The organism is Mesorhizobium delmotii (genome assembly GCF_900149755.1).
In the GTDB taxonomy this organism is placed as follows: domain Bacteria; phylum Pseudomonadota; class Alphaproteobacteria; order Rhizobiales; family Rhizobiaceae; genus Mesorhizobium; species Mesorhizobium delmotii.
Window position 1 is genome coordinate 1,496,054 of sequence record NZ_FUIG01000013.1, and the last position, 21,926, is coordinate 1,517,979.

The following is a 21,926-nucleotide window of genomic DNA, read 5'->3' on the forward strand; positions in this document are numbered from 1 at the left end:
CGCCAGAAACGGACATGAGCGAAAGCGATTCCATGGCAGCTTTGGAAGAGCTGACATTCGACATCCTCATATCAATTCATCAGCTTCGGCTCCGAGAATACCCATGTGCGATCTAAAATTTGCGTGCGCGGGTGATAGAGGCGGACCCAGTAACTCCAGCCTGGTGTAATCGAAATACAGTTGGCAATCTTTCCGTCGCAGCCAACGAACTGGATATCGACCGATCCATCCGCCCCGGGCGAGGCCCAAGTCCGCGCGGGAGCAAGCGAGAGGACACGAGTCCGACCGTGCGCTGCCGGAGGTCCTCGTTAGCTCGGGAATGCCTGTTGTGCTATCGTCCTAAAGTCTCTCGGGCCGCCGAGGGTCTCGCATGATCTTCCGTTCGAGGGAGAGAGCATCTGTGACGGAATTTGAAACGAAACTGAAGTCGGCCGCCAAGCTTGCCGCGAAAGGCAGGGTTTCGCGTCGTGACTTTGTTCAGCTGGCGCTCGCCGCCGGCCTTACCGCCACGGCCGCCAATGCGATGTTCGCCCAGGCGGTGCGCGCCGAACCCAAGAAGGGCGGCACCTTGAAGATCGGCATCAGCGAAGCCGCCGCCACCGATTCACTGGACCCGGGTCTCTACCTCAACCCGTTCACCGGCACCGCGCTAGGGGGAACCTTGTCGAACAGCCTGACCGAGATCGATTCCAAGGGCAACGTGGTCCCCGACCTCGCCGAGAGCTTTGAGCCGTCAGACGGCGCCAAGAAGTGGGTATTCAAGCTGAGGAAAGGCGCCACCTTTCACAATGGCAAGACAGTTACCGCCGATGATGTCGTGGCCTCGGTCAGGCATCACACCATCGAGGGCACGAAATCGACGATGAAATCGCTCTTGGCTTCGGTCAGGAATGTCGTCGCCGACGGTGCCTTGACGGTGGTGTTCGAACTCGACGGCGGCAATGCCGACTTCCCCTACATCATGTCGGACATCCCGGTCATGCCGGCGAAAGAGGGCGGCGTCGACTGGGAGTCGGGCACCCGCACCGGCCCCTATATGCTCGAAAAGTTCGAGCCGGGCGTCATCGCCACCTTCAACAAGAACCCGAACTACTTCAAATCCGACAAGGGCTGGTTCGACCGTGTCGAATACCTGGCGATCAATGATGTAACGGCGCGCACCAACGCGCTCAACACCGGCGAAGTCCATTACATGGATCGCTGCGATCTGAAGACGCTCGACATTCTGAAGCAGAACCCCGATCTCGTGATCTCAGAGACGACGGGCTACGGCCACTACGTCTATGTCATGAACGTCCAGAAGGCGCCCTTCGACAATCCCGATGTGCGCAATGCGTTGAAGTACTCGCTCAATCGCGACGAGATCGTGCGGAAGGTGTTTCTTGGCCACGGCGCCATCGGCAACGACAATCCGATCGCACCGACCGTCAAGTTCGCGATCGATCCGCAGCCGAAGCACGTCTACGACCCCGACATGGTCAAGAGCCTGCTCAAGAAGGCGGGGGCCGAGAACACCCAGTTCGACCTGTCGGTCGCGGATGCCGGGTTCACGGGTGCTACCGACTCGGCTTTACTCTGGCAGGAGCATGCCCGCGCCGCCGGCCTCAACCTGAATGTGATCCGGGAGCCCAATGAAGGCTACTGGAACAATGTCTGGCTCCAGAAGCCGTTCTACGCCTCTTACTGGGCCGGCCGGCCGACGTGCGACTGGATGTTCACCACCGCCTATGCGGCGGAAGCGCTGTGGAACGAAACGTTCTGGAAAAATCCGCGCTTTAATGAGCTGCTCGTCGCCGCCCGCTCGGAGACCGACGATACCAAGCGCGCCGGCATGTATGCCGAAATGCAGCAATTGCTGCATGACGACGGCGGGCTCATCAACCTCGTCTTCAACTCCTATGTCGATGCCCACACCAAGGCTCTTGCCCATGGCGAGTTGGCGTCGAACTGGCCGATGGACGGGTCGAAGATCGCCGAACGCTGGTGGTTCGCCTAGGCCGTGTACTCGTCAATTGGGATGGCGGACTGGACGCGTTTGATGTCTCCTTGCCCCCAACAGCGGCTCCGGAGCGGACATCGCAGCAGGCCCGAGTTGGGCCACAAGCGGAAATCCCTGGCGCGCGTCCAGGGTCCATCAATTGCCTCTGATTTTGGACAGCGCGTCCTTTGCGTAAATGCCAACCAGAGCTTCATTCTGGAGTGCGACAAGCGCAGGTATCGCAGCTTGTGCCGGAGGTCCGATCTTTCCCAGCGCCTCGATGGCCGCCCGGCGGAGATACTCAACCTTGAGCGCTTCAACCAGAGCCGGAACGGCTTGTAATGCCGCTGGTCCAAACCAGCCCAGTCGTTTTGCTGCATATAGCTGGGAAAAGGGATCGCCGGCGCCAAGCTCTGCTTCCAGGCTCGTAACGGTGACGTCCAGCGGCAGCGCAGCGATACGGACACCGTCATTCAGGCGCTCCGGGACGCTTGCGTGTTCATAATCCCATTTGAACGAAAGGTGTAAGGTGTCGGCAAGGTTTTCGAGCCCTTTCTGGCCTACACCCGGTCGGAACTTCAGCAGCATTTGTCTCGCTTCTTCGCGGCGACCGAGCTGCGCCAGTACGGAACTGAGAGGTAGAAAGAGCGCAGTTGCGTCTGGGTTTCGCCTTACACCTTCTCCGAACACCTCAGCCGCTTGTTTCAGATCGCCCATTGCAAAAAGCGCCAATCCACGAGCGAGAACATAATGGCTTGGATAGTTCGGGTTGAGCCGCATGGCGGTCGCGACGAAATTCAGCGCCTCGGCGGGTTCGCCTGAGATCGTCAGCGCCCAAGCCGTTGCGATGTGCGCCTCGGGGTCGTTGGGATCCAATGCAATCGCTCGACCGGCATTCCTGCGTGCATCTTCGGCCAGGCCTTGATAAACGTCCCGCAATGCCTCGACCGTATAAGACAGTGACGTTGGATATTTCTTGGCCAGCTCTACGTAATCGTAGGCTCCCCACCAGAAATAGGGTTCGTCCCTACCGAGTTCTTTACCCCAGAGTGACTCAACGACGCGGAAGTAGGCCAGCGCCAGGGCGGCATAAGCTCGCCCATATTCGGGATCAAGTTCCGTTGCTTTTTTCAAGGAAGTGATGGCGGCAGCTGTATCCTTTGCGTTGTAACGGAGATAAAGGCTCCAACCCTCATCGAAAGCTTCCTTGGCTGCAATGTTGTCCGGCTTGGCGCGGGCAATTTCCGTTTTTGTGGTGGTGGTGAGATTGACCTTCAACGCTTCGACGATCTTTGCGACAAAAAGGTCCTGGACCGCAAAAATATCGGCGACGTTTCCATCGAACCTGTCCGCCCACACATGCCCGCCGGTGAGGGCATCGATGAGCTGGGCGTTGACTCGCACCTGCTCGCCGGCTCGCCGTACGCTCCCCTCGAGAACGTAACGCACGCCAAGTTCTTCGGCGACCTGGCTGATTTTTACCGGCTTGCCGCGGTAAACGAATGTCGAGTTTCGCGCGATCACGAAGAGGCCGGAAACCTTGGAAAGGTCGGTGATCAAGTCATCGGTCATGCCGTCGGCGAAGTGCTCCTGGCCGGCGTCGCTCGAGATGTTGGTGAATGGCAATACAGCGACCGATGGCTTGTCAGGTAGCGGGAGCGCCATTCTTTCCCTGGAGGCCACCTCGACCGGCGGTCCTGAACCCTCCCCGACCACCTTCCAAAGCGCTACACCTCCGGCGATCAGGATCAGCGCCGTCGCCGCGACCGCCGGCCGGCGCCATTCGATATGACGCTTGCGTTTTGCTGGATCTGTTCCGGATGCGGCGCGTGCCCGCGGGCCTACCCGATACAGACGAACAGGTTTTTCGATGTTCTTGAGCTTTTGTTCACCCAAGAATTCGAACTCAAAATCCAGCTTTCTCTCGACCTGATCGAATGCCGTTCCTGAAATAAGGACGCCCCCGGGTTCGGCCAATCCTTCCAGTCTCGCTGCGACATTCACGCCGTCGCCATAGATATCCTGCCCTTCGACAATCACATCGCCAAGGTTTACGCCAATGCGGAATTCGAGTTGTTTTTCCTTCGGCAGTTCGGCGTTGCACTCCGCCATCGTCCGCTGGATTTCGACGGCGCAACCGACCGCGTCGACCACGCTGGAGAATTCTATCAGCGCGCCGTCGCCCATGAGCTTCACGATGCGCCCCTTATGAGCGGCGATCTTCGGATCGATCAGGTTCTCGCGGGTGCTCTTCAGGCGCGCGAGGGTATCCGCCTCATCGGCTTCCATAAGGCGGCTGTAGCCAACGATGTCAGCGGCCAGTATCGCCGCAAGCCTGCGCTCCATGGAGGGTTTCCGGCGCTGGGCAACTGTTTCCATGATAATAGAGTATCGCCTCGGAGCCTAGTCCTGCTCTGGTCGGCTTTGGGTCAGGAACGCTGGTTGGGGTGAACGTCGGCCATCGGGCAGCGAAATGGGCTGATGAAGGTCACCGATGGGTCATAGGCGTGAATTCGGCCGGTCGCGAACGAACCACCGCCAAGGGGTCATCTTCCGCCCTTCCGCACCGGTACTGAGTGTCAGATTTTTCCACTAGAACCACATATCGCGCACGCAGCGACCATCGCGCGGCAGGTCCTCGAATGTATGGAGACCATCGAAATGGTCGATTGGCAGGTCGGCGACGGTGTCAGGCGGCGCAAGCCTCACATTGACGGCGATCCGAGTGCGACCGAGGGCACTGGCGCGCAAACCACGCCAGGCCAGCACACAGGCGCATGTCGGACAGAACAGAATCTCAAGCGACGGGGCATCCTTTCCGGCGCGCGTATAAGCACTTGTCGGTCCCGCAAGACAGATGCGTTCGTCAACATAATCGTAAGCCCACAGCGCGCCATAGCGGCGGCAAAGCGTGCAATTGCAGGCTGTGATCGAGCCGGGATCGCCCTCCAACGTCCAGTGGGCCGCGCCACAATGGCAGGTTCCGGTCAGCATCCGTCCTCCTCACGTTCTGGCAGCAACCCGAGCATATCGTTCCCAACATTGTGCCGGACCTGGTGCGATATTCCAACAGATTGTGGCGCGGCCTGATGCGCTCGCCGCTTTCGCAAGATGTTCGTTGTCTTCCCCAATATCCTTGCCTTCGTGACAGGCATTCGCCATGAAGGCCGATGAACTCCCCTTTGCCAGCCAGCACACGCCAGCGGCTCGACGAACTGCTCGTCGCGCGCGGCCTGTTCCTCAGCCGCTCTCGCGCCCGCGACGCGATCGAGCGCGGCACCGTGACGGTTGACGGCGTCATCGCCCGCAAGCCCGGCCAGACCGTCCTGGCTGATTGCCTCATAGCCGTCGATGATCCGGCGCAGGGTTACGTGTCGCGTGCTGCGCTGAAGCTGATCGCCGGGCTCGATCATTTCGGTCTCGATCCAGCCGGCAGCGAAGCGCTCGACGTCGGCGCCTCGACCGGAGGCTTCACTCAGGTCTTGCTCGAACGCGGCGCGGCACATGTCACGGCGATCGATGTCGGGCATGGTCAGATACATCCGGATATCGCTGGCGATCCGCGTGTGACGGTGATCGAGGGATTGAACGCCCGTGATCTTTCCGCCGCCGACCTTGCCGATCGCATTCCGGATTTTATCGTCTCCGATGTCAGCTTCATCTCGTTGAAACTGGCGCTGCCGCCGGCGCTCGCCATTGCCAGGAGCGGCGCCAGAGCAATATTTCTGGTCAAGCCGCAATTCGAGGCGGGCCGCGAGGCGATCGGCAAGGGCGGCTTGCTGAAAGACCCATACGATGCCGCGCGGGTTGCCGGCCTGCTGCAGGATTGGCTCGACGGCGTCCCGGGCTGGCGCTCGCTGGGACTGCATCTGTCGCCGATCGAAGGCGGCGACGGCAACCGCGAGTTCCTGCTCGCCGGGATCAAGGACGCCGGTATCGAGAACAGGGGGATCGGAGGCCGATGAACGCGCGCTTCACGATCACAAGGCTGGGCTCCCAGGCCGACGGCGTCGCCGAGACCGAAACCGGCGAGCTTTTCATTCCGTTCACGCTGCCCGGTGAAACCGTCACCGCCGCGCGGGAAAAGGACCGTGCCACGCTGATGTCGGTGCTGGAGGCTTCGCCGCTTCGCATCGACCCTGCCTGTCGGCATTTCACCGAATGCGGCGGCTGCGCCATCCAGCATCTTGAGGCCGAAGCTTATCATCGGTGGAAGCGCGATAAGGTTGCGCATGCGCTCAACAGCAAGGGTATCACTTGCGACATTGACGCGCTGGTGCCGTGCGCGCCGCAGACGCGTCGGCGCGTCGTGTTCACTGCCCGACGGAGCGAGGCCGGCATGCTGCTCGGCTTCGTTCGCGCGCTGTCGTCCGAAATCATTTCAATCGAGGAATGCCCGATCTCGCTGCCCGAGATCGTCGCAAAGCTCGACCGTCTGACAGCACTCGCCGAGTTGGTTTGCGCAACGACGAAATCGTTCCGCATGACGGTCACGGCGACCGCTTCCGGCCTTGATGTCGCGGTTCACGAGTCCGGCAAGCTTGGCGAAAACCAGCGCCGCGTCGCCTCCAATTTCGTCATCGCTCAGGGGCTGGCAAGGCTTTCGATCGATGGCGAGATCATAATCGAGCCCAAAAAGCCGGTTGTCATGTTCGGCGACATCGCCGTCGCGGTGCCGCCGGGCGCCTTCCTGCAGGCCACCGAAGCCGCCGAGCAGGCGATGGCCGACATCGTCGGCCGGCACCTCGCGCGAGCCAAGAAGGTCGCCGATCTCTTCGCCGGCTGCGGCAGCTTTGCGCTACGTCTCGCCGCCAAGTCGGAAGTCCATGCGGTGGAGGGTGACGCGGCAACGCTTTCGGCGCTCGACCGGGCGTTCCGTTTCGCCAGCGGTCTGAAGCGGGTGACCAGCGAACGCCGCGACCTGTTCCGGCGGCCGCTCACTTTCAAGGAGCTGAATGCCTTCGATGGGGTTGTCTTCGATCCGCCTCGCGCCGGCGCCGAGGACCAGTCGAAGCAGATCGCCCGTTCCGACGTGCCGCTGGTCGCTGCGGTTTCCTGCAATCCGGTGACGCTGGCGCGCGACCTGCGCATCCTCATCGACGGCGGCTATGCCCTGAAAAACGTGACGCCGATCGACCAGTTCTTGTGGTCGCCGCATGTCGAGGCCGTCGCGCTATTGGAGAAGCCGAGGAGGAGGCGGTAAGAGGTATCCATTTGTTGAGCTTGAATTTCGCGTAAAATGAGCATACTTTGATCGTATTCTGTTCAAAATGTGCTAGGAACCTGTTATGAATACCGCAGCCCTCGACATTCGAGCATCGCGCTTTGGCGAGGAACGGACGCCATTTCTTTCGGCAAGACGGGTGGCTGAACTGCTGGGTGTCAATCTGACCGAACTGGCGGGCCTGATCGGCGTCGCGCGCAACACGCTTGCCGCCAAGACGGGCGCGCGCAAAGTCGACGCAGCATTGAGTCCGATCGTCCGTATCCTGGCGATGGCAGGCGAGATGGCCGGCGATGAGCAGCGTGCGGCGATCTGGTTCAAGCATCAGCCGATCCCCGGCTGGGCGGGAAAGACCGCCTACGATCTCGTTCGAGAGGGCAAAACGGACAAGGTGCTTGCCTATCTGGAGGCAGTCCGCTCCGGCATCTATGCCTGAAACCAGGCTGAGCCTATGGCGTGCCTTCGTGCCGCGTTGGGCGCATCTGCCGCTTTCCGGCGAAGGAGCGGCCCGCTTTGGCGGTCGCTGGAATCCGGTGGGCACCCCGACGATCTATGCCGCGCGCGAATTGTCCACTGCTTGGGCGGAGTACAATCAGGGCTTTGTTCAGCATCCGGCGCTGATTGCGCAGCTCGAACTTTCAGGCCCGCGCCTAGCCAACCTGACGGACGCTGACGTGCTGACCAAGCTCGGCGTGACGGCAGACATTCACCGATGTGAATGGCGCGACATCATGGATCAAGGCCTGATGCCTGAGACGCACACGCTGAGAGATCGCCTGATTGCCGATGGGCAGCATGGCGTGATCTACCCCTCCTTCATGTCGCCCGGCGGCACATGCGTCGCCCTCTGGCGATGGAACGAGAGCAACGCACCCCGTCTGAAGGTCATCGATCCCGACCATCGCCTGCCGAAAACGCCGGCTTCATGGCTTTAATGCATGTCGCGCAAAAGTGTGCAGCGGTTTTGCGATAACGACAAAACAACAACCTAAAGCGCGTCGCATGAGCCCGGTCAAATGCGACGCGCTTTAGGGCAGTTCGAACCTGGTCGGGAGACGGCTAGGCTTCTTGCACGCCCTCATATCCGGCCGCCCTTGCGGCCTTGACGAACTTACGGTCAAAAGTCGCGAGGCCGGCGCAGTGAGCGGACTTGCCCAGATGCAGCGCATCAGCGAAATCTAATCCCCTTTCCGAGAGGTCGAGCGCGGACGACACGACCGCTCCGTCTTCCACCTCCACCGTGGGGAGCCCACTAAACGCCCGTAGCGTACGGGCGATTTCGAGCGGCGCAAAACCATAGGTGCTGCGCAACACCCACTCGACCTCCAGGATCACTGTAATGGCGACAAAGACCGGCTGGCTATCGATCAGCGCCCCGGCGCGGGGAGACTGTGTGGGGTGATCGCCTGTCAGGTAGCGGACGATAAGATTGGTATCAATCGCGAGCATGGCGCCGCCGCGCTTCGGCCAGCACACCCGCATCCATTTCTTCCAACGTCTTCGGCCTGCCTCTATGGGGCAGGGATCCGAACACGTCTTCTGGCCGTGTCTCGGCGAAGACTGGCGCAGGCTTCAGTAGCACGCCCTCCGGAGTGTCTTCGACCAGAAGACGCGTGCCGGCGTCCCATTCCCTCCGTTTCCGGATTGCGCTGGGCAAAATGACCTGTCCCTTGGTCGAGACGGTGGTTATGAGCTTTTCCGTAGCAGCCACGGCACGTACGCCCCTAGATGTAAGACAAACGTAAGATAATAGGAGGTCGCGCCAAATTCAAGGCGCAAGCTACGCATTTGACGAGATGGAGCAGCAGTGGCGGCCGGGATGGTATTCGTGACCACAAAACCAGCCGGCAGCTTCTATCAAACCCGCGTTCCGCCGACCGTCATCTGGTTCATCCTGAGATGCGGCTGGCCGACGCCGACCGGCACGCCCTGGCCGGCCTTGCCGCACATGCCGATGCCGGTGTCGAGCTTCATGTCGTTGCCGATCATCGAAACGCGGTGCATGGCGTCAGGCCCATTGCCGATCAGCATGGCGCCCTTGATCGGCTGCGTCACCTTGCCATTTTCAATCATGTAGGCCTCGGTGCAGCCGAACACGAACTTGCCCGAGGTGATGTCGACCTGGCCGCCGCCGAAGGAGACGGCATAGATGCCGTTCTTGACCGACGCGATGATTTCGTCCGGCTCCATGTCGCCTGAGGTCATGTAGGTGTTGGTCATGCGCGGCATTGGCTGGTGTGCATAGCCTTCGCGCCGCCCGTTGCCGGTGGCCTTCATGCCCATCAGCCGGGCGTTCTGGCGATCCTGCATATAGCCGACAAGCTTGCCGCCTTCGATCAGCACGTTGCGGGCCGAAGGTGTTCCTTCATCATCGACGGTCAGCGAGCCGCGCCGCTCGGGCATGGTGCCGTCGTCGACGACGGTGACACCCTTCGCGGCCACCTGCTGGCCCATCAGCCCGGCGAAAGCCGATGTTTTCTTGCGGTTGAAGTCGCCTTCCAGCCCGTGGCCGACGGCCTCGTGCAGCATGACGCCCGGCCAACCGCTGGACAGGACGATGTCGAAGGTGCCGGCGGGCGCGGGGATCGCTTCGAGATTGACCAGCGCTTGCCGCAGCGCCTCCTTGGCCGCGTGCTTCCAACTCTCCTCGACCAGAAATTCGCCAAACGCCTTGCGCCCGCCCATGCCGTAGGAGCCGCTCTCCTGGCGGTCGCCATTGCCGACCACCACCGACACGTTGATCCTCACCAGCGGGCGGATGTCGCGCACCACCTGGCCGTCGGCGCGCACGATCTCGACATGTTGCCAGGAGGCGGCGAGCGAAGCCGTCACCTGTCGCACGCGCGGATCCTCGGCTCGCAGCCAGGCATCGATTTCCTGAAGGAGCTTGGCCTTGGCCTCGAAGGAGGGCGAGGGGATCGGGTTCTCGTCGCCATAGAGATGGCGGTTGGTGCGGGCAGGAGCCGCGGCAAACGTGCCGGAATAGCCGCTCTTGACCGTCGAGACGGCGTCGGCCGCGCGCAGCAGCGATGCTTCGGAAAGATCGCTGGAATGCGCGTAGCCACTCGCTTCGCCGGCGACGGCGCGCAGGCCAAAGCCTTGGTCTGTGTTGAAATTGGCGGTCTTCAGCCGGCCATTGTCGAACATCAGCGCTTCGCTCTCGCTGTATTCGAGGAACAACTCGCCGTCATCGGCGCCGTTGATGGTCTCGGCGACAATCTGCTTGATGCGATCGTCGGAAATGTCGAATTGGCCGATCAGGCTGTTCATGGCAGGTCCGTCCGTGGAAAGAGATTGTCCTCACGATGTAGGCGCGCAGGTGCGTCCAGACAATCGGCAATGACCATTGTCATCGCCAAAGGCCAGTCACAATCTCTTTTCGTTGGTAAGGACTTTGGGATTTTGGTCTCAAGGCAGGGCGGCGAAACCGTCGGCGAAACCCTTGAGCTCGACCGGAATGCCGATGCCTTCCTCCGGCGTCTGGAAGACGATGAAGGTGGCCGACGTTCCGGTTTTCAGCGTGTCGAGCAGCGGCTTTTCGAGAATGACCTCGGCATAGCAGCCGTCCTGGAAGCAGCGCACGAAATAGGCCCGGCCGATGTCCTTGCCGTCGACATTGAGACCGAGTCCGTTGGGCAGCAGCACTCCGAGCGGCGCCAGCACGCGCAGGATTTCGGCCTTGTTGTCGGCGGTGCGCAGCACGACGACGGAAAGCCCCATCTCGGGACGGTCCTCGGCGACGACGTTCTGCATCATCACGCATTGTTCTGATGTGGCGCCGGCCGGAGTGTCGCAGATGATCGACCATGCGCCATGCGTCGATCGCACCTTGCCGCTTGGCTGCGCGGCATTGGCCTGGCCGATGACAGACAGGCCAACGCCAGACAGGCCAACGCCAGACACGGCAGCAAGAAGGATGACCTTCGCCAAGCTTCTCGAAAGCCCCAATCGCGAAACCCGAAGTCTCGAAAGCCCAAGTCCCCAAAGCCAAGAGTTCATGACGGCTCCATTGCGAATCACGGCACTTTAAGCCGCGCCAAGGGCAAGTAAAGGATGAGACCACTGCCGGCCTGCCTCGACCAAGGCAATTGTGCGCTTTTCCGTGCCAAATTCGCCCGAATTGCGACCGCCCGGCGCATTTTGCCAGGACACCTCCGCGGCTCGGGCTTCCGCGATCCGCCACCGCCAAAATGCGCAGCCGCGCTTGCGCGCAAAAATGCCGCACGGTTTCCTCCGCTCCTTTCTTGCAGAGGCAAATAGAGTATGGTTTGAACCAGCCTCGGGACTGTCCGGGATTCCCGTCCCGGCGTTGTTCGATATTCTTGCGGTCCGATCGCGAGGAACTGGGAGATAATGACGGCAATGAGAAATTTCCAGGCAGGCGCCAAACTCCTAGCAAGCGCCAAATTCCCAGCAAGCGTTTGGGCTGCCGCCACACTGTTCACCGGTGCATCCGCCCATGCGGCCCAGCCTGCACCGTGGGAGGTGACATTCCAGCCCGCCGCCACCGACATGATGCGGCAGATCGCCCGGTTCGAGCACTATACGCTGTGGTTCATCGTGCCGATCACCCTCTTCGTGCTCTTTCTTCTCGCCTATTGCATCTTGAAGTTCCGCGCGAGCGTCAACCCGGTCCCGTCGCGCACCAGCCACAACACGCTGATCGAGGTGATCTGGACGGTTGGGCCGGTCGTCGTCCTGCTCATGCTCGCCATCCCCTCGTTCCAGCTTTTGACCGCGCAATACACACCGCCGGAGGAAGCCAAGTTGACCGTCAAGGCGACGGGAAACCAGTGGAACTGGGACTACGAATACCAGACCGAAAACACGCTTTCCTTCAACTCAGCGATTCTGGCGGATTCTGACCGCGCGGCGGCCGGTAAGGAGGACCGCGGCGCTTATCCGCGCCTGCTCGCCGTCGACAACGAGATGGTGGTGCCGGTCAACACCATGACCCGGGTGCTGGTGACGGCGGCGGACGTGATTCACGCCTTTGCCATGCCGTCCTTCGGCATCAAGACCGACGCGGTTCCAGGCCGCATCAACGAGGTCTGGTTCAAGGCGGAAAAGGAAGGCCTCTATTACGGCCAGTGTTCGGAGCTCTGCGGCAAGGACCACGCCTTCATGCCGATCGCGATCCGCGTCGTCTCCGACGCCCAGTACAAGACCTGGCTGGCGGCAGCCGGCACCGACCTTCCCGGCGCCAACAAGGCGCTGATGGCCGAGGTCGACGGCAAAGACAAGGTAGCGGCCGCCGGCAACTGATGCCGCGACCAGAAAAGATCAGGGAACGGAGCCGAACATGGCAGACGCTGCAGCTCACGACCACGACCACAAGCCGTATCATGGCTGGGTCCGGTGGGTGTATTCGACCAACCACAAGGATATCGGTACGCTCTATCTGATCTTCGCGATCATGGCGGGCTGCGTCGGCGGTGCCCTTTCGGTCGTCATGCGCATGGAACTGCAGGAGCCGGGGATTCAGATTTTCACCGGCCTGGCGCAGATGGTCTACGGCTTGAACGCCGACGCCGCGCTCGACGGCGGCAAGAGCATGTACAACGCCTTCACCACCGCGCATGCGCTGATCATGATCTTTTTCATGGTCATGCCGGCGCTGATCGGCGGCTTCGCCAACTGGATGGTGCCGATCATGATCGGCGCGCCCGACATGGCTTTCCCGCGCATGAACAACGTCTCGTTCTGGTTGCTGCCACCGGCTTTCATCCTGCTGATCATCTCGGCCTTTATGCCGAGCGCGCCTGGCGCCTACGGCGTCGGCGGCGGCTGGACGATCTATCCGCCGCTATCGACATCGGGCCAGCCGGGACCGGCGATGGATCTTGCGATCCTGTCGCTGCACATCGCCGGCGCTTCGTCGATCCTCGGCGCCATCAATTTCATCACCACCATCTTCAACATGCGCGCGCCTGGCATGACGCTGCACAAGATGCCGCTGTTCGCCTGGTCGGTGCTGATCACCGCTTTCCTGCTGCTGTTGTCGCTTCCGGTTCTGGCCGGCGGCATCACCATGCTTTTGACCGATCGCAACTTCGGCACGACCTTCTTCGCGCCGGACGGCGGCGGCGACCCGATCCTGTTCCAGCACCTGTTCTGGTTCTTCGGGCATCCGGAAGTCTACATCCTGATCCTGCCGGGCTTCGGCATCGTCAGCCACATCGTCTCGACCTTCTCAAGGAAGCCCATCTTCGGCTATCTCGGCATGGCCTATGCCATGGTCGCGATCGGTGCGGTCGGCTTCATCGTCTGGGCGCACCACATGTACACGACCGGCCTGTCGCTCGACACGCAGCGCTATTTCGTCTTCGCCACGATGGTTATCGCGGTGCCGACGGGCGTGAAGATATTCTCGTGGATCGCTACTATGTGGGGCGGGTCGATTTCGCTCAAAACCCCGATGCTGTGGGCGATTGGCTTCATCTTCCTGTTCACCGTCGGCGGCGTTACCGGCGTCCAGCTTGCCAATGCCGGTCTCGACCGCCCGCTGCACGACACCTACTACGTGGTCGCGCATTTCCATTATGTGCTGTCGCTGGGCGCGGTCTTTGCCATCTTCGCCGGCTGGTACTACTGGTTCCCGAAGATGACCGGCTACATGTATTCGCCTGTCATCGCCAACACCCACTTCTGGGTCACCTTCGTCGGCGTCAACCTCGTCTTCTTCCCGCAGCATTTCCTCGGCCTCTCCGGCATGCCGCGCCGCTACATCGACTATCCGGATGCGTTTGCCGGCTGGAACATGGTGTCGTCCTACGGCTCGTATATTTCGGCCGTCGGCGTGGTCATCTTCCTCTATGGCGTGTTCGAGGCGTTCCAGAAGAAGCGGGTTGCCGGCGCCAACCCATGGGGCGAGGGTGCAACGACGCTCGAATGGCAGCTGCCTTCGCCGCCGCCCTTCCACCAGTGGGAACAGCTGCCGAAGATCAAATAGGCTTCTGCCTGGGCGGCGAATACGGAACCGCCGGTTCGCCCGGCGGTCTTGGCCAACGGAATGATGGACTTTAAGTACGCATGGCCCTTGTCGACGACACCTTGACTGACGAACCGGGCTTTCGCATGTCGGAAGCGACGGCGGGCGATTTCTTCGCCCTGTTGAAGCCGCGCGTCATGTCGCTGGTGGTGTTCACCGCCTTTGTCGGCCTGGTCGCGGCACCTGTGACCATCAATCCGCTTCTGGCGGTGATCGCGATCCTGGCTATTGCCATTGGTGCAGGCGCGTCCGGCGCGCTGAACATGTGGTATGACGCCGATATCGATGCGGTGATGACCAGGACCGCCGGCCGTCCGGTGCCGGCCGGCCGCATCCGGCCCGGCGAGGCACTGAGTTTCGGCCTGGTGCTGTCGGTGCTGTCGGTGATGACGCTCGGCGTTCTGGTCAACTGGCTGTCGGCGACGCTGCTGGCCTTCACCATCTTCTTCTATGCGGTCGTCTACACGATGTGGCTGAAGCGCTGGACGCCGCAGAACATCGTCATCGGCGGTGCTGCCGGCGCCATTCCGCCGGTGATCGGCTGGGCCGCGGTGACCGGAACAGTTAGCCTGGAAAGCGTCGTCCTGTTCCTGATCATCTTCCTGTGGACGCCGCCGCATTTCTGGGCGCTCGCTCTCTTCAAGTCCGAGGACTATGCCAGAGCCGGCATCCCGATGATGCCCAATGTCGCCGGCCAGGCTTCGACCCGACGCCAGATCTTCGCCTATGCGCTGATCCTTGCGCCGGTTGGCGTGCTGCCATGGGCGCTCGGCTTCACCACACTCATCTATGGTGTTCTTGCGGTGCTGCTTGGCGCCGGCTTCGTCTGGTATGCGTGGAAGGTGCTGCAGATGGCGGACGACGACCATGTGATGAAGCCGGCCAAGGCATTGTTCGGCTACTCGCTGCTCTACCTCTTCGCCATCTTCGCCATCTACCTTGCCGACTGCGTTGTCGGGCGCGCGCTGGCCACGGGCGGAGCATAACCATGGCCGACAAGAAGCTTGAACTCGTCACGCTGACGGAGCGCCAGCAGAAGGCCCGGCGCAACCGCTCGGTAGCCATCGGCCTGGCGCTGGCGGTGCTTGTCGTCATCTTCTACATCGCGACCGTCGTGAAATTCGGTCACAACCTCACCGGAACGATGTGAGGCTCAAGATGAACCGCCAAACAGTGACCAATCCTCAAAAGAAGAACACCAACCGCATCGTCGCCGGCGTCTGCATCGCCTTTTTCGGCGGCATGATCGGGATGGCCTATGCCGCGGTGCCGCTCTACGCGATGTTCTGCCAGGCGACCGGTTACGGCGGCACTGTGAAACGCGCAACGCAGCAATATGCCGACCGCGTGCTCGACCGCGATATCACCATCCGTTTCGATGCCAACACGGCCGGCGTGCCCTGGCAGTTCGAGCCGGTCGCCCGCTCCGTCACCATCAAGATAGGCGAGACGGCCCAGGCGCATTATAGCGCGACCAACAAATTCGTCCGCGCCACCACCGGCCGCGCGACCTTCAACGTGCAGCCGGAACTGGCGGGATCTTACTTCAACAAGGTCGAGTGTTTCTGCTTCACCGACACGACGCTGAAGCCTGGCGAGACGCTGGACATGCCGGTCGTGTTCTATGTAGATCCCGACATCGTCAACGCGCCGGAGCTGAAGGACTTGAAGACGATTACCCTGTCCTACACGATGTTCCCGGTCGAGAAGAACGAGAAGAACAAGCCGGTGGCGTCATCAGTGCCGGCCGAAGGCACAAGCAACAAAGTTTCACACACCGAAAGAAGCCTCGGGGGTTGATATGGCAGACGCGCACGCAAAACCACAACATGACTACCATCTCGTCGACCCGAGCCCGTGGCCGTTCCTAGGCTCGGTCGGCGCGCTGGTCACCGCGATCGGCGGCGTCTGTTACATGCAGTACCTCAAGGGCGGCGATTTCCCCATTTTCGGCTTCAACATCGCCAATCCGTGGCTGTTCTTCATCGGCCTCTTGATCGTCCTCTACACTATGTACGCCTGGTGGTCGGACACCATCAAGGAAGCGCATGAAGGCCACCACACGCGTGTCGTGTCGCTGCATCTGCGCTACGGCATGATCATGTTCATCGCTTCCGAGGTGATGTTCTTCGTCGCCTGGTTCTGGGCTTTCTTCGACGCCAGCCTGTTTCCCGGCGAAGCACAGCAATACGCCCGCGCCGCCTTCACCGGCGGTGTCTGGCCGCCGAAGGGCCTCGAGGTCCTCGACCCCTTCCACCTGCCGCTCTACAACACCGTCATCCTGCTTCTGTCGGGCACCACGGTGACCTGGGCGCACCACGCGCTGCTTCATGGCGATCGCAAGGGGCTGATCAACGGCCTGGTGCTGACGGTCGGTCTCGGCATGCTGTTCACCATGGTGCAGGCTTACGAATATATGCACGCGCCGTTCGGCTTCAGGGATTCGATTTACGGCGCCACCTTCTTCATGGCGACCGGCTTCCACGGCTTCCATGTCATCATCGGCACCATCTTCCTGCTGGTCTGCCTGGTCCGCGCGATGAAGGGCGATTTCACGCCCAAGCACCATTTCGGCTTCGAGGCGGCCGCCTGGTACTGGCACTTCGTCGACGTGGTCTGGCTGTTCCTGTTCGCGTCGATCTATGTCTGGGCCTCGAGCGGCGCGGTGATCGAAGGTCACTGAAATCTTCTTGAGGAATTGCGTGGGCGGCTGCGGCGACGTGGCCGCCTTATCTTTTGGGGCGAAGGGCACTAAGGTATCGCAATGAGCGACGACAAGGCGATCTGGCCACCAATCGATCCGATCTCGGCCGGCCTGCACGGCCGCTGCCCGCGTTGCGGCGAGGGACAGCTGTTTTCCGGCTTCCTCACCGTCGGCAAACGCTGCGCCAATTGCGGCCTCGACTATTCCTACGCCGATGCCGGCGACGGTCCGGCGGTGTTCGTCATCCTGATCATCGGCTTCATCGTCGTCGGGCTGGCGCTGTGGATGGAGGTGACGCTGAATCCGCCGCTCTGGCTGCATTTCCTGCTGTGGATACCGCTGACGCTGGTGCTTTGCCTGGGCGCGCTCAGGCTGATCAAGGGTGTGCTCCTGACGCTGCAATACCGCAACAAGGCGGCGGAGGGCAGGCTGGACCTCGGCGAATGAGCACGACATCCGCCTCGATCGCAGGCCGTTCGCGGCCGAAGACGGCATTGCTGCTTGGCCTCGGCCTCGTGCTGTTCTTCATCCTGCTGGCGCTCGGCACCTGGCAGGTCCAGCGCCTGTACTGGAAAGAGGGTCTTCTCCAGACCATCGGCCAGCGCACGCATTCCGCACCTGTGCCATTGGCCGAGGTCGAAAAGCGGTTCGCCGCAACCGGCGATGTGGATTACACGCCGGTGACGGCATCAGGCACTTTCCTGCATCAGGGCGAGCGACATTTCTTCGCGACCTGGGAGGGCCAGTCCGGTTTCGATGTCTTCACGCCCTTGCATCTGGAGGATGGCCGCTTCGTCCTGATCAATCGCGGCTTCGTGCCCTACGATCTCAAGGACGCGGCCAAGCGCCCGCAAAGCCAGGGTGCGGGCCAGGTGATGGTGACGGGGCTCGCCCGCAACCCGCTGCCGGCGAAACCCTCGATGATGCTTCCCGACAATGATCCGCAGAAGAATATCTTCTACTGGAAGGATCGCGATGCGATGGCGGCGAGCGCCGATCTGCCGGCCGGCGCTCGGCTGGTGCCATTCTTCATCGACGCGGACGCCACGCCGAACCCGGCTGGGCTGCCGGTCGGCGGCGTTACCGTCATCGACCTGCCGAACAGCCATTTGCAATACGCCGTAACCTGGTACGGCCTGGCCGCTGCCCTTGCCGGCGTCCTCATCTTCAGGCTTCGCCGCCCGGCGAAAGAAGAATGATCGGCACCGGCGCCCTTGACAGGGCAGGGGTGCGCACCTCATTTCGCGCTTTGAGTTCAAGACTTGAGCTCACGTTACGACCAACCGGCCGGGAATCATGCTTCACACGACCACAAAGCCACCGCTGACCGTCAGGCTCTGCCAACCGCGGGGCTTCTGCGCCGGCGTCGATCGCGCCATCCAGATCGTCGTGCTGGCGCTGAAGAAATACGGCGCGCCGGTCTATGTCCGCCACGAGATCGTACACAATCGCTACGTCGTCGAGGGGTTGCAAAGCCTCGGTGCGGTGTTCATCGAGGAGCTCTCCGAGATACCGGCGGAACATCGCCGGAGCCCGGTCGTCTTTTCGGCGCATGGCGTGCCGAAGTCGGTGCCGGCTGACGCCCAGGCGCGCAACCTCTTCTATCTCGACGCCACCTGCCCGCTGGTGTCGAAGGTTCACAAGCAAGCGATGCGCCATCAGCGGCTCGGCCGCCATGTGCTTCTGATCGGCCATGCCGGCCACCCGGAAGTGATTGGCACGATGGGGCAATTGCCGGACGGGGCCGTCACCTTGATAGAGACCGAAGCCGACGCGGCGAATTTGGTGCCCGCCGACCCGCAGGCGCTCGGTTTCGTCACCCAGACGACGCTGTCGGTCGAGGATACCGCCGGCATCATTCGGGTGCTTAAGGATCGTTTTCCCGATTTGCATGCGGCGGCAGCGGAATCGATCTGCTACGCCACCACCAACCGTCAGGAAGCGGTCAAGGAGACCGCCGCGGGCTCCGATCTCTTCCTGATCGTCGGCGCCCCCAACTCGTCCAATTCGCGGCGTCTTGTCGAAGTGGCCGAACGCGCCGGCGCCTCGATGTCGCTTCTCGTACAGCGCGCCTCCGAAATTCCGTGGACCTACATTGCCGGAATCTCGACGCTCGGTCTGTCGGCCGGCGCGTCGGCGCCGGAAATCATCGTCGACGAGATCATCGATGCCTTCCGGCAGCGCTTCGACGTGACGATCGAGCTGGCGGTGACGGCGACGGAAACGGAGGATTTTCCGGTGATGCGGGTCCTGCGCGACGTCGAACTGACGGCGGCCGACATGGCCTTCGTCAACGGAGCCGCGTGAAGAGCCCATGGCGGTCTACACCGACGTCAACGAAGGCGAGCTCGGCGCGTTCCTGGAGGCCTATCCGGTCGGCGATCTCCTATCCTACAAGGGCATCGCCGAAGGCACCGAGAACTCGAATTTCCTGCTGCACACGACCAGCGGCTCCTACATCCTGACGCTCTACGAAAAGCGCGTTGACAAGGCCGACCTGCCGTTCTTCCTCGGCCTCATGGGTCACCTTGCCAGGAAGGGCATTTCCTGCCCGCTTCCGGTGACGGCGCATGATGGCGACGTCATCGGAACGCTTGCCGGCCGGCCGGCGGTCATCATCACTTTCCTCGAAGGCCTTTCGCTGCGGCGGCCGACATCAGCGCATTGCGGCGAGGTCGGCAAGGCGCTGGCGGCACTGCATCTTGCCGGCGCCGATTTTCCGATGACCCGTCCGAATGCTCTTGCCATCGATGGCTGGCGCAAGCTGTGGAGCGCCGCTCGCCCTCGCGCCGACGAGGTCGAGCCGGGACTGGCGGCCGAGGTCGATGCCGACTTCGCCGATTTCGAGCGGAACTGGCCCAAAGACCTGCCGGAAGGCATTATCCACGCCGATCTTTTCCCCGACAATGTCTTCTTCCTCGGTGAGAAACTGTCCGGGCTGATCGACTTCTATTTCGCCTGCAACGATCTCTACGCCTATGATGTCGCTACCTGCCTCAACGCCTGGTGCTTCGAGAAGGATTTTTCCTTCAACCTGACCAAGGGCACGGCGCTGCTTGCCGGCTACCAAAGCGTGCGGCCCTTGAGCGGCGAGGAGAAAGCTGCGCTGCCGATACTGGCGCGCGGCTCGGCGTTGCGCTTCATGCTGACCCGGCTTTACGACTGGCTGACCGTTGCCAACGGCGGGCTGGTCATAAAACGCGACCCGACCGAATACATCCGCAGGATGCGTTTCCACCGAGCGATCAAATCTCCTTCCGAGTATGGACTGACATGACCAAGCGCGTTGAAATCTTCACCGATGGTGCCTGTTCGGGCAATCCGGGGCCTGGCGGCTGGGGGGCGGTCCTGCGCTTCAACGGCGTCACGAAAGAACTGTCGGGCGGCGAGGCTGCTACCACCAACAACCGCATGGAACTTTTGGCCGCCATCTCGGCGCTCAATGCGCTGAAAGAACCCTGCGCCGTCGATCTTTATACCGACAGCAACTACGTCAAGGACGGTATTTTCAGCTGGATCGACGGCTGGAAGCGCAACGGCTGGAAGACCGCCGCCAGACAACCGGTGAAGAATGCCGAGCTGTGGCAGGCCCTCGACGAGGCGCGCAACCGTCATCAGGTGATCTGGCGTTGGGTCAAGGGCCACGCCGGCCATCCGGAGAACGAGCGTGCCGACGAGCTGGCGCGGCTCGGCATGGCGCCGTTCAAGAAAGGCCCCGTCAAGACCGCGGCGCCGAAGCCAGGCCCGCAGTCGAAGCAGCCGGCGGTCGCAAAGCCACGGCGCTCGACCCAGAGTTATTGAATTCCGGCTGCGGGTCCGCTCTCTGGCAGGAAGACCTCTATCATGCCGATCGCATACTATATCACGCATCCCCAGGTTCGGATCGATGCCAATGTTCCAGTGCCAGAGTGGGGGCTATCCGACATCGGGCGAGCGAGAACGGCTGCAATGCTCGATCAGCCGTGGGTTCGGTCGATCCGGCGTGTCGTGTCATCGGGTGAACGCAAGGCGATAGAAACCGCCGAGATACTCGGAAGGCATCTCCGCCTTGAGGTCGAGGTGAGGGAACGGATGCATGAGAATGACCGATCGGCAACCGGTTTCCTACCGCCTGCGGAGTTCGAAGCGGTCGCGGACCAATTCTTCTCCAATCCATACAGCAGCATTCGCGGATGGGAGCGGGCTATCGATGCTCAGCATCGTATTCTGAGCGAGGTAGACACTGTGCTCGGCACAGATGACGCCGCCGACGTTGCTTTCGTGGGCCACGGAGGTGTCGGAACGCTTCTGCTGCTTTCTCTCGGCGGGCGGGAGATCAGCCGCGAGGCGGATCAGCCAGCGGGCGGCGGGAACTATTTCGCGTACGATATCCGCGCGCGTCGCGTTGTCCACGGATGGCGGCCGATCGACAGGCTGGCGCAGCACCGCGACGATTAATTTGGCTAACGGATCAGCAGCGCCGTGCCGAAAAGCCCGAGCGCGAACACCGTATGTGAGACGAGATTGAGGGCGCGGATCTGCATGGGGTTGGAGCGCTTTGATGCGGCCCAGCCAGCGCCCATGCCGGGCGCCAGTAGGAACCAGCCGGCGCCCACGGTGACGATGCCGAGGATGAAGGCCGGCGGGAAGGTCGGCGCGGCCAGCCACGCCGCTCCCGCCAAAACGACCAGAATGATGCCGTAGACGATGCCGACAAAATAGTGGAAGGCCCAGCCCAGCGCCGATTCATGCGCGTAGGGTGCTGCCCCGCCGATGTCGTCGTGGAAGACCTTGCCGCGCCTTAGATGCCAGACCCAGCGACCGACCAGTCCCCAGTTCGGCCGGGGCTGAGCAAACACGGTGTTCAGGAAAATCGCCCAGAGGTCCATGAGCGCCGTGGCGCCGATGCCGATCGCCACAGCGCGCCAGAAGATGTCAAACATCATTGAGGTCCCCCAAAGCAAACAATCCCTAATGCATGTCGCCCAAAAGCTTGCCCTCGGGCTTGACCTGGGCTTGCCCCGAGGGTGCGCAACGGTTTTGGGATAAC

Annotated in this window: 24 protein-coding genes; 17 read left to right on the forward strand and 7 right to left on the reverse strand. The window is 61.8% G+C overall.

Annotated features, from left to right (window positions below):
- The first annotated feature begins 400 nt into the window (after nucleotides 1-400).
- Nucleotides 401-1,996: an ABC transporter substrate-binding protein gene (locus tag BQ8482_RS08630; RefSeq protein WP_165848457.1), complete on the forward strand. Its 1,596-nt coding sequence runs from the start codon at nucleotides 401-403 to the stop codon at nucleotides 1,994-1,996.
- 138 nt (nucleotides 1,997-2,134) lie between these two features.
- Here BQ8482_RS08630 and BQ8482_RS08635 read toward each other — a convergent pair whose 3' ends face one another.
- A complete protein-coding gene (locus tag BQ8482_RS08635) occupies nucleotides 2,135-4,324 on the reverse strand; it encodes an adenylate/guanylate cyclase domain-containing protein (RefSeq protein ID WP_165848458.1) in 2,190 nt (729 codons plus the stop codon).
- Between the two features lie 246 nt (nucleotides 4,325-4,570).
- A complete protein-coding gene (locus BQ8482_RS08640) occupies nucleotides 4,571-4,972 on the reverse strand; it encodes a GFA family protein (protein ID WP_123147062.1) in 402 nt (133 codons plus the stop codon).
- Between the two features lie 176 nt (nucleotides 4,973-5,148).
- Between BQ8482_RS08640 and BQ8482_RS08645 the strand changes: the two genes are divergently transcribed.
- The 4 genes from BQ8482_RS08645 (at nucleotide 5,149) to BQ8482_RS08660 (ending at nucleotide 8,137) form a co-directional block, all read left to right on the forward strand.
- Nucleotides 5,149-5,943, forward strand: a complete 795-nt coding sequence (locus BQ8482_RS08645) for a TlyA family RNA methyltransferase (RefSeq protein WP_123147063.1) — start codon at nucleotides 5,149-5,151, stop codon at nucleotides 5,941-5,943.
- The gene (locus tag BQ8482_RS08650; protein WP_123147064.1) at nucleotides 5,940-7,181 is read left to right on the forward strand and encodes a class I SAM-dependent RNA methyltransferase; all 1,242 of its coding nucleotides are present in this window, start codon (nucleotides 5,940-5,942) and stop codon (nucleotides 7,179-7,181) included. The genes BQ8482_RS08645 and BQ8482_RS08650 overlap by 4 nt, the downstream gene beginning before the upstream one ends.
- Nucleotides 7,182-7,266: 85 nt before the next feature.
- Complete coding sequence (locus tag BQ8482_RS08655; protein WP_095492412.1) at nucleotides 7,267-7,638, forward strand: antitoxin Xre/MbcA/ParS toxin-binding domain-containing protein; 372 nt, start codon at nucleotides 7,267-7,269, stop codon at nucleotides 7,636-7,638.
- Nucleotides 7,604-8,137 carry an RES family NAD+ phosphorylase gene (locus BQ8482_RS08660; protein ID WP_425294086.1) on the forward strand — a complete coding sequence of 178 codons (534 nt, stop codon included), beginning with the start codon at nucleotides 7,604-7,606 and terminating at the stop codon, nucleotides 8,135-8,137. The genes BQ8482_RS08655 and BQ8482_RS08660 overlap by 35 nt, the downstream gene beginning before the upstream one ends.
- Before the next feature lie 124 nt (nucleotides 8,138-8,261).
- Here BQ8482_RS08660 and BQ8482_RS08665 read toward each other — a convergent pair whose 3' ends face one another.
- From BQ8482_RS08665 to BQ8482_RS08680, 4 genes are all read right to left on the reverse strand, one after another.
- Nucleotides 8,262-8,651 carry a type II toxin-antitoxin system VapC family toxin gene (locus BQ8482_RS08665; protein WP_123147066.1) on the reverse strand — a complete coding sequence of 130 codons (390 nt, stop codon included), beginning with the start codon at nucleotides 8,649-8,651 and terminating at the stop codon, nucleotides 8,262-8,264.
- A complete protein-coding gene (locus BQ8482_RS08670; protein ID WP_123147067.1) occupies nucleotides 8,638-8,913 on the reverse strand; it encodes an AbrB/MazE/SpoVT family DNA-binding domain-containing protein in 276 nt (91 codons plus the stop codon). Before BQ8482_RS08670 ends, BQ8482_RS08665 begins: the two co-directional genes overlap by 14 nt.
- Before the next feature lie 146 nt (nucleotides 8,914-9,059).
- Entirely contained in the window at nucleotides 9,060-10,472 is a 1,413-nt protein-coding gene (gene tldD, locus BQ8482_RS08675) for a metalloprotease TldD (protein ID WP_123147068.1), read from the reverse strand.
- 138 nt (nucleotides 10,473-10,610) lie between these two features.
- On the reverse strand, nucleotides 10,611-11,201 hold the full coding sequence (locus BQ8482_RS08680; protein WP_123147069.1) for an invasion associated locus B family protein: 591 nt from the start codon (nucleotides 11,199-11,201) through the stop codon (nucleotides 10,611-10,613).
- Between the two features lie 363 nt (nucleotides 11,202-11,564).
- Here BQ8482_RS08680 and coxB point away from each other — a divergent pair, with 363 nt between their 5' ends.
- The 12 genes from coxB to BQ8482_RS08740 all read left to right on the forward strand — a co-directional run bounded on the left by coxB (nucleotide 11,565) and on the right by BQ8482_RS08740 (nucleotide 21,334).
- The gene (gene coxB / locus BQ8482_RS08685; protein ID WP_123147070.1) at nucleotides 11,565-12,467 is read left to right on the forward strand and encodes a cytochrome c oxidase subunit II; all 903 of its coding nucleotides are present in this window, start codon (nucleotides 11,565-11,567) and stop codon (nucleotides 12,465-12,467) included.
- A gap of 37 nt (nucleotides 12,468-12,504) precedes the next feature.
- Entirely contained in the window at nucleotides 12,505-14,154 is a 1,650-nt protein-coding gene (ctaD, locus tag BQ8482_RS08690) for a cytochrome c oxidase subunit I (RefSeq protein WP_123147071.1), read from the forward strand.
- Between the two features lie 80 nt (nucleotides 14,155-14,234).
- Complete coding sequence (locus tag BQ8482_RS08695; RefSeq protein ID WP_123147072.1) at nucleotides 14,235-15,179, forward strand: heme o synthase; 945 nt, start codon at nucleotides 14,235-14,237, stop codon at nucleotides 15,177-15,179.
- Between the two features lie 2 nt (nucleotides 15,180-15,181).
- The gene (locus BQ8482_RS08700; RefSeq protein ID WP_077381685.1) at nucleotides 15,182-15,343 is read left to right on the forward strand and encodes a hypothetical protein; all 162 of its coding nucleotides are present in this window, start codon (nucleotides 15,182-15,184) and stop codon (nucleotides 15,341-15,343) included.
- Between the two features lie 8 nt (nucleotides 15,344-15,351).
- Nucleotides 15,352-15,993 (forward strand): cytochrome c oxidase assembly protein, encoded by a 642-nt coding sequence (locus tag BQ8482_RS08705; RefSeq protein ID WP_123147478.1) that lies wholly within the window; start codon nucleotides 15,352-15,354, stop codon nucleotides 15,991-15,993.
- A gap of 1 nt (nucleotide 15,994) precedes the next feature.
- Complete coding sequence (locus BQ8482_RS08710) at nucleotides 15,995-16,876, forward strand: cytochrome c oxidase subunit 3 (protein WP_123147073.1); 882 nt, start codon at nucleotides 15,995-15,997, stop codon at nucleotides 16,874-16,876.
- Nucleotides 16,877-16,957: 81 nt separating this feature from the next.
- Complete coding sequence (locus BQ8482_RS08715; protein ID WP_095492400.1) at nucleotides 16,958-17,344, forward strand: DUF983 domain-containing protein; 387 nt, start codon at nucleotides 16,958-16,960, stop codon at nucleotides 17,342-17,344.
- A complete protein-coding gene (locus tag BQ8482_RS08720; RefSeq protein WP_165848459.1) occupies nucleotides 17,341-18,096 on the forward strand; it encodes an SURF1 family protein in 756 nt (251 codons plus the stop codon). Before BQ8482_RS08715 ends, BQ8482_RS08720 begins: the two co-directional genes overlap by 4 nt.
- A 97-nt stretch (nucleotides 18,097-18,193) precedes the next feature.
- Nucleotides 18,194-19,204 carry a 4-hydroxy-3-methylbut-2-enyl diphosphate reductase gene (gene ispH, locus BQ8482_RS08725; protein ID WP_123147074.1) on the forward strand — a complete coding sequence of 337 codons (1,011 nt, stop codon included), beginning with the start codon at nucleotides 18,194-18,196 and terminating at the stop codon, nucleotides 19,202-19,204.
- Nucleotides 19,205-19,211: 7 nt separating this feature from the next.
- Entirely contained in the window at nucleotides 19,212-20,174 is a 963-nt protein-coding gene (locus tag BQ8482_RS08730; protein ID WP_123147075.1) for a homoserine kinase, read from the forward strand.
- Complete coding sequence (rnhA, locus tag BQ8482_RS08735) at nucleotides 20,171-20,698, forward strand: ribonuclease HI (protein WP_123147076.1); 528 nt, start codon at nucleotides 20,171-20,173, stop codon at nucleotides 20,696-20,698. Before BQ8482_RS08730 ends, rnhA begins: the two co-directional genes overlap by 4 nt.
- A gap of 42 nt (nucleotides 20,699-20,740) precedes the next feature.
- Nucleotides 20,741-21,334, forward strand: coding sequence for a histidine phosphatase family protein (locus tag BQ8482_RS08740; protein WP_123147077.1), 594 nt, complete (start codon nucleotides 20,741-20,743; stop codon nucleotides 21,332-21,334).
- 5 nt (nucleotides 21,335-21,339) lie between these two features.
- Here the strand turns inward: BQ8482_RS08740 and BQ8482_RS08745 are convergent, their stop codons facing one another.
- Entirely contained in the window at nucleotides 21,340-21,819 is a 480-nt protein-coding gene (locus BQ8482_RS08745) for a DUF2938 domain-containing protein (RefSeq protein ID WP_123147480.1), read from the reverse strand.
- Between the last annotated feature and the right edge of the window lie 107 nt (nucleotides 21,820-21,926).

What these genes read in the sequence shown, in the direction of transcription:
- BQ8482_RS08700 (WP_077381685.1), top strand. Translation starts at nt 15,182, where the DNA reads ATGGCCGACAAGAAGCTTGAACTCGTCACGCTGACGGAGCGCCAGCAG.
- BQ8482_RS08715 (WP_095492400.1), top strand. Translation starts at nt 16,958, where the DNA reads ATGAGCGACGACAAGGCGATCTGGCCACCAATCGATCCGATCTCGGCC.
- BQ8482_RS08665 (WP_123147066.1), bottom strand. Translation starts at nt 8,651, where the DNA reads ATGCTCGCGATTGATACCAATCTTATCGTCCGCTACCTGACAGGCGAT.
- ctaD (WP_123147071.1), top strand. Translation starts at nt 12,505, where the DNA reads ATGGCAGACGCTGCAGCTCACGACCACGACCACAAGCCGTATCATGGC.
- BQ8482_RS08695 (WP_123147072.1), top strand. Translation starts at nt 14,235, where the DNA reads ATGGCCCTTGTCGACGACACCTTGACTGACGAACCGGGCTTTCGCATG.
- BQ8482_RS08710 (WP_123147073.1), top strand. Translation starts at nt 15,995, where the DNA reads ATGGCAGACGCGCACGCAAAACCACAACATGACTACCATCTCGTCGAC.
- BQ8482_RS08640 (WP_123147062.1), bottom strand. Translation starts at nt 4,972, where the DNA reads ATGCTGACCGGAACCTGCCATTGTGGCGCGGCCCACTGGACGTTGGAG.
- rnhA (WP_123147076.1), top strand. Translation starts at nt 20,171, where the DNA reads ATGACCAAGCGCGTTGAAATCTTCACCGATGGTGCCTGTTCGGGCAAT.
- BQ8482_RS08680 (WP_123147069.1), bottom strand. Translation starts at nt 11,201, where the DNA reads ATGAACTCTTGGCTTTGGGGACTTGGGCTTTCGAGACTTCGGGTTTCG.
- tldD (WP_123147068.1), bottom strand. Translation starts at nt 10,472, where the DNA reads ATGAACAGCCTGATCGGCCAATTCGACATTTCCGACGATCGCATCAAG.
- BQ8482_RS08655 (WP_095492412.1), top strand. Translation starts at nt 7,267, where the DNA reads ATGAATACCGCAGCCCTCGACATTCGAGCATCGCGCTTTGGCGAGGAA.
- BQ8482_RS08730 (WP_123147075.1), top strand. Translation starts at nt 19,212, where the DNA reads ATGGCGGTCTACACCGACGTCAACGAAGGCGAGCTCGGCGCGTTCCTG.
- coxB (WP_123147070.1), top strand. Translation starts at nt 11,565, where the DNA reads ATGAGAAATTTCCAGGCAGGCGCCAAACTCCTAGCAAGCGCCAAATTC.
- BQ8482_RS08745 (WP_123147480.1), bottom strand. Translation starts at nt 21,819, where the DNA reads ATGTTTGACATCTTCTGGCGCGCTGTGGCGATCGGCATCGGCGCCACG.
- BQ8482_RS08720 (WP_165848459.1), top strand. Translation starts at nt 17,341, where the DNA reads ATGAGCACGACATCCGCCTCGATCGCAGGCCGTTCGCGGCCGAAGACG.
- BQ8482_RS08740 (WP_123147077.1), top strand. Translation starts at nt 20,741, where the DNA reads ATGCCGATCGCATACTATATCACGCATCCCCAGGTTCGGATCGATGCC.
- BQ8482_RS08635 (WP_165848458.1), bottom strand. Translation starts at nt 4,324, where the DNA reads ATGGAGCGCAGGCTTGCGGCGATACTGGCCGCTGACATCGTTGGCTAC.
- BQ8482_RS08645 (WP_123147063.1), top strand. Translation starts at nt 5,149, where the DNA reads ATGAACTCCCCTTTGCCAGCCAGCACACGCCAGCGGCTCGACGAACTG.
- BQ8482_RS08705 (WP_123147478.1), top strand. Translation starts at nt 15,352, where the DNA reads ATGAACCGCCAAACAGTGACCAATCCTCAAAAGAAGAACACCAACCGC.
- BQ8482_RS08650 (WP_123147064.1), top strand. Translation starts at nt 5,940, where the DNA reads ATGAACGCGCGCTTCACGATCACAAGGCTGGGCTCCCAGGCCGACGGC.
- ispH (WP_123147074.1), top strand. Translation starts at nt 18,194, where the DNA reads ATGCTTCACACGACCACAAAGCCACCGCTGACCGTCAGGCTCTGCCAA.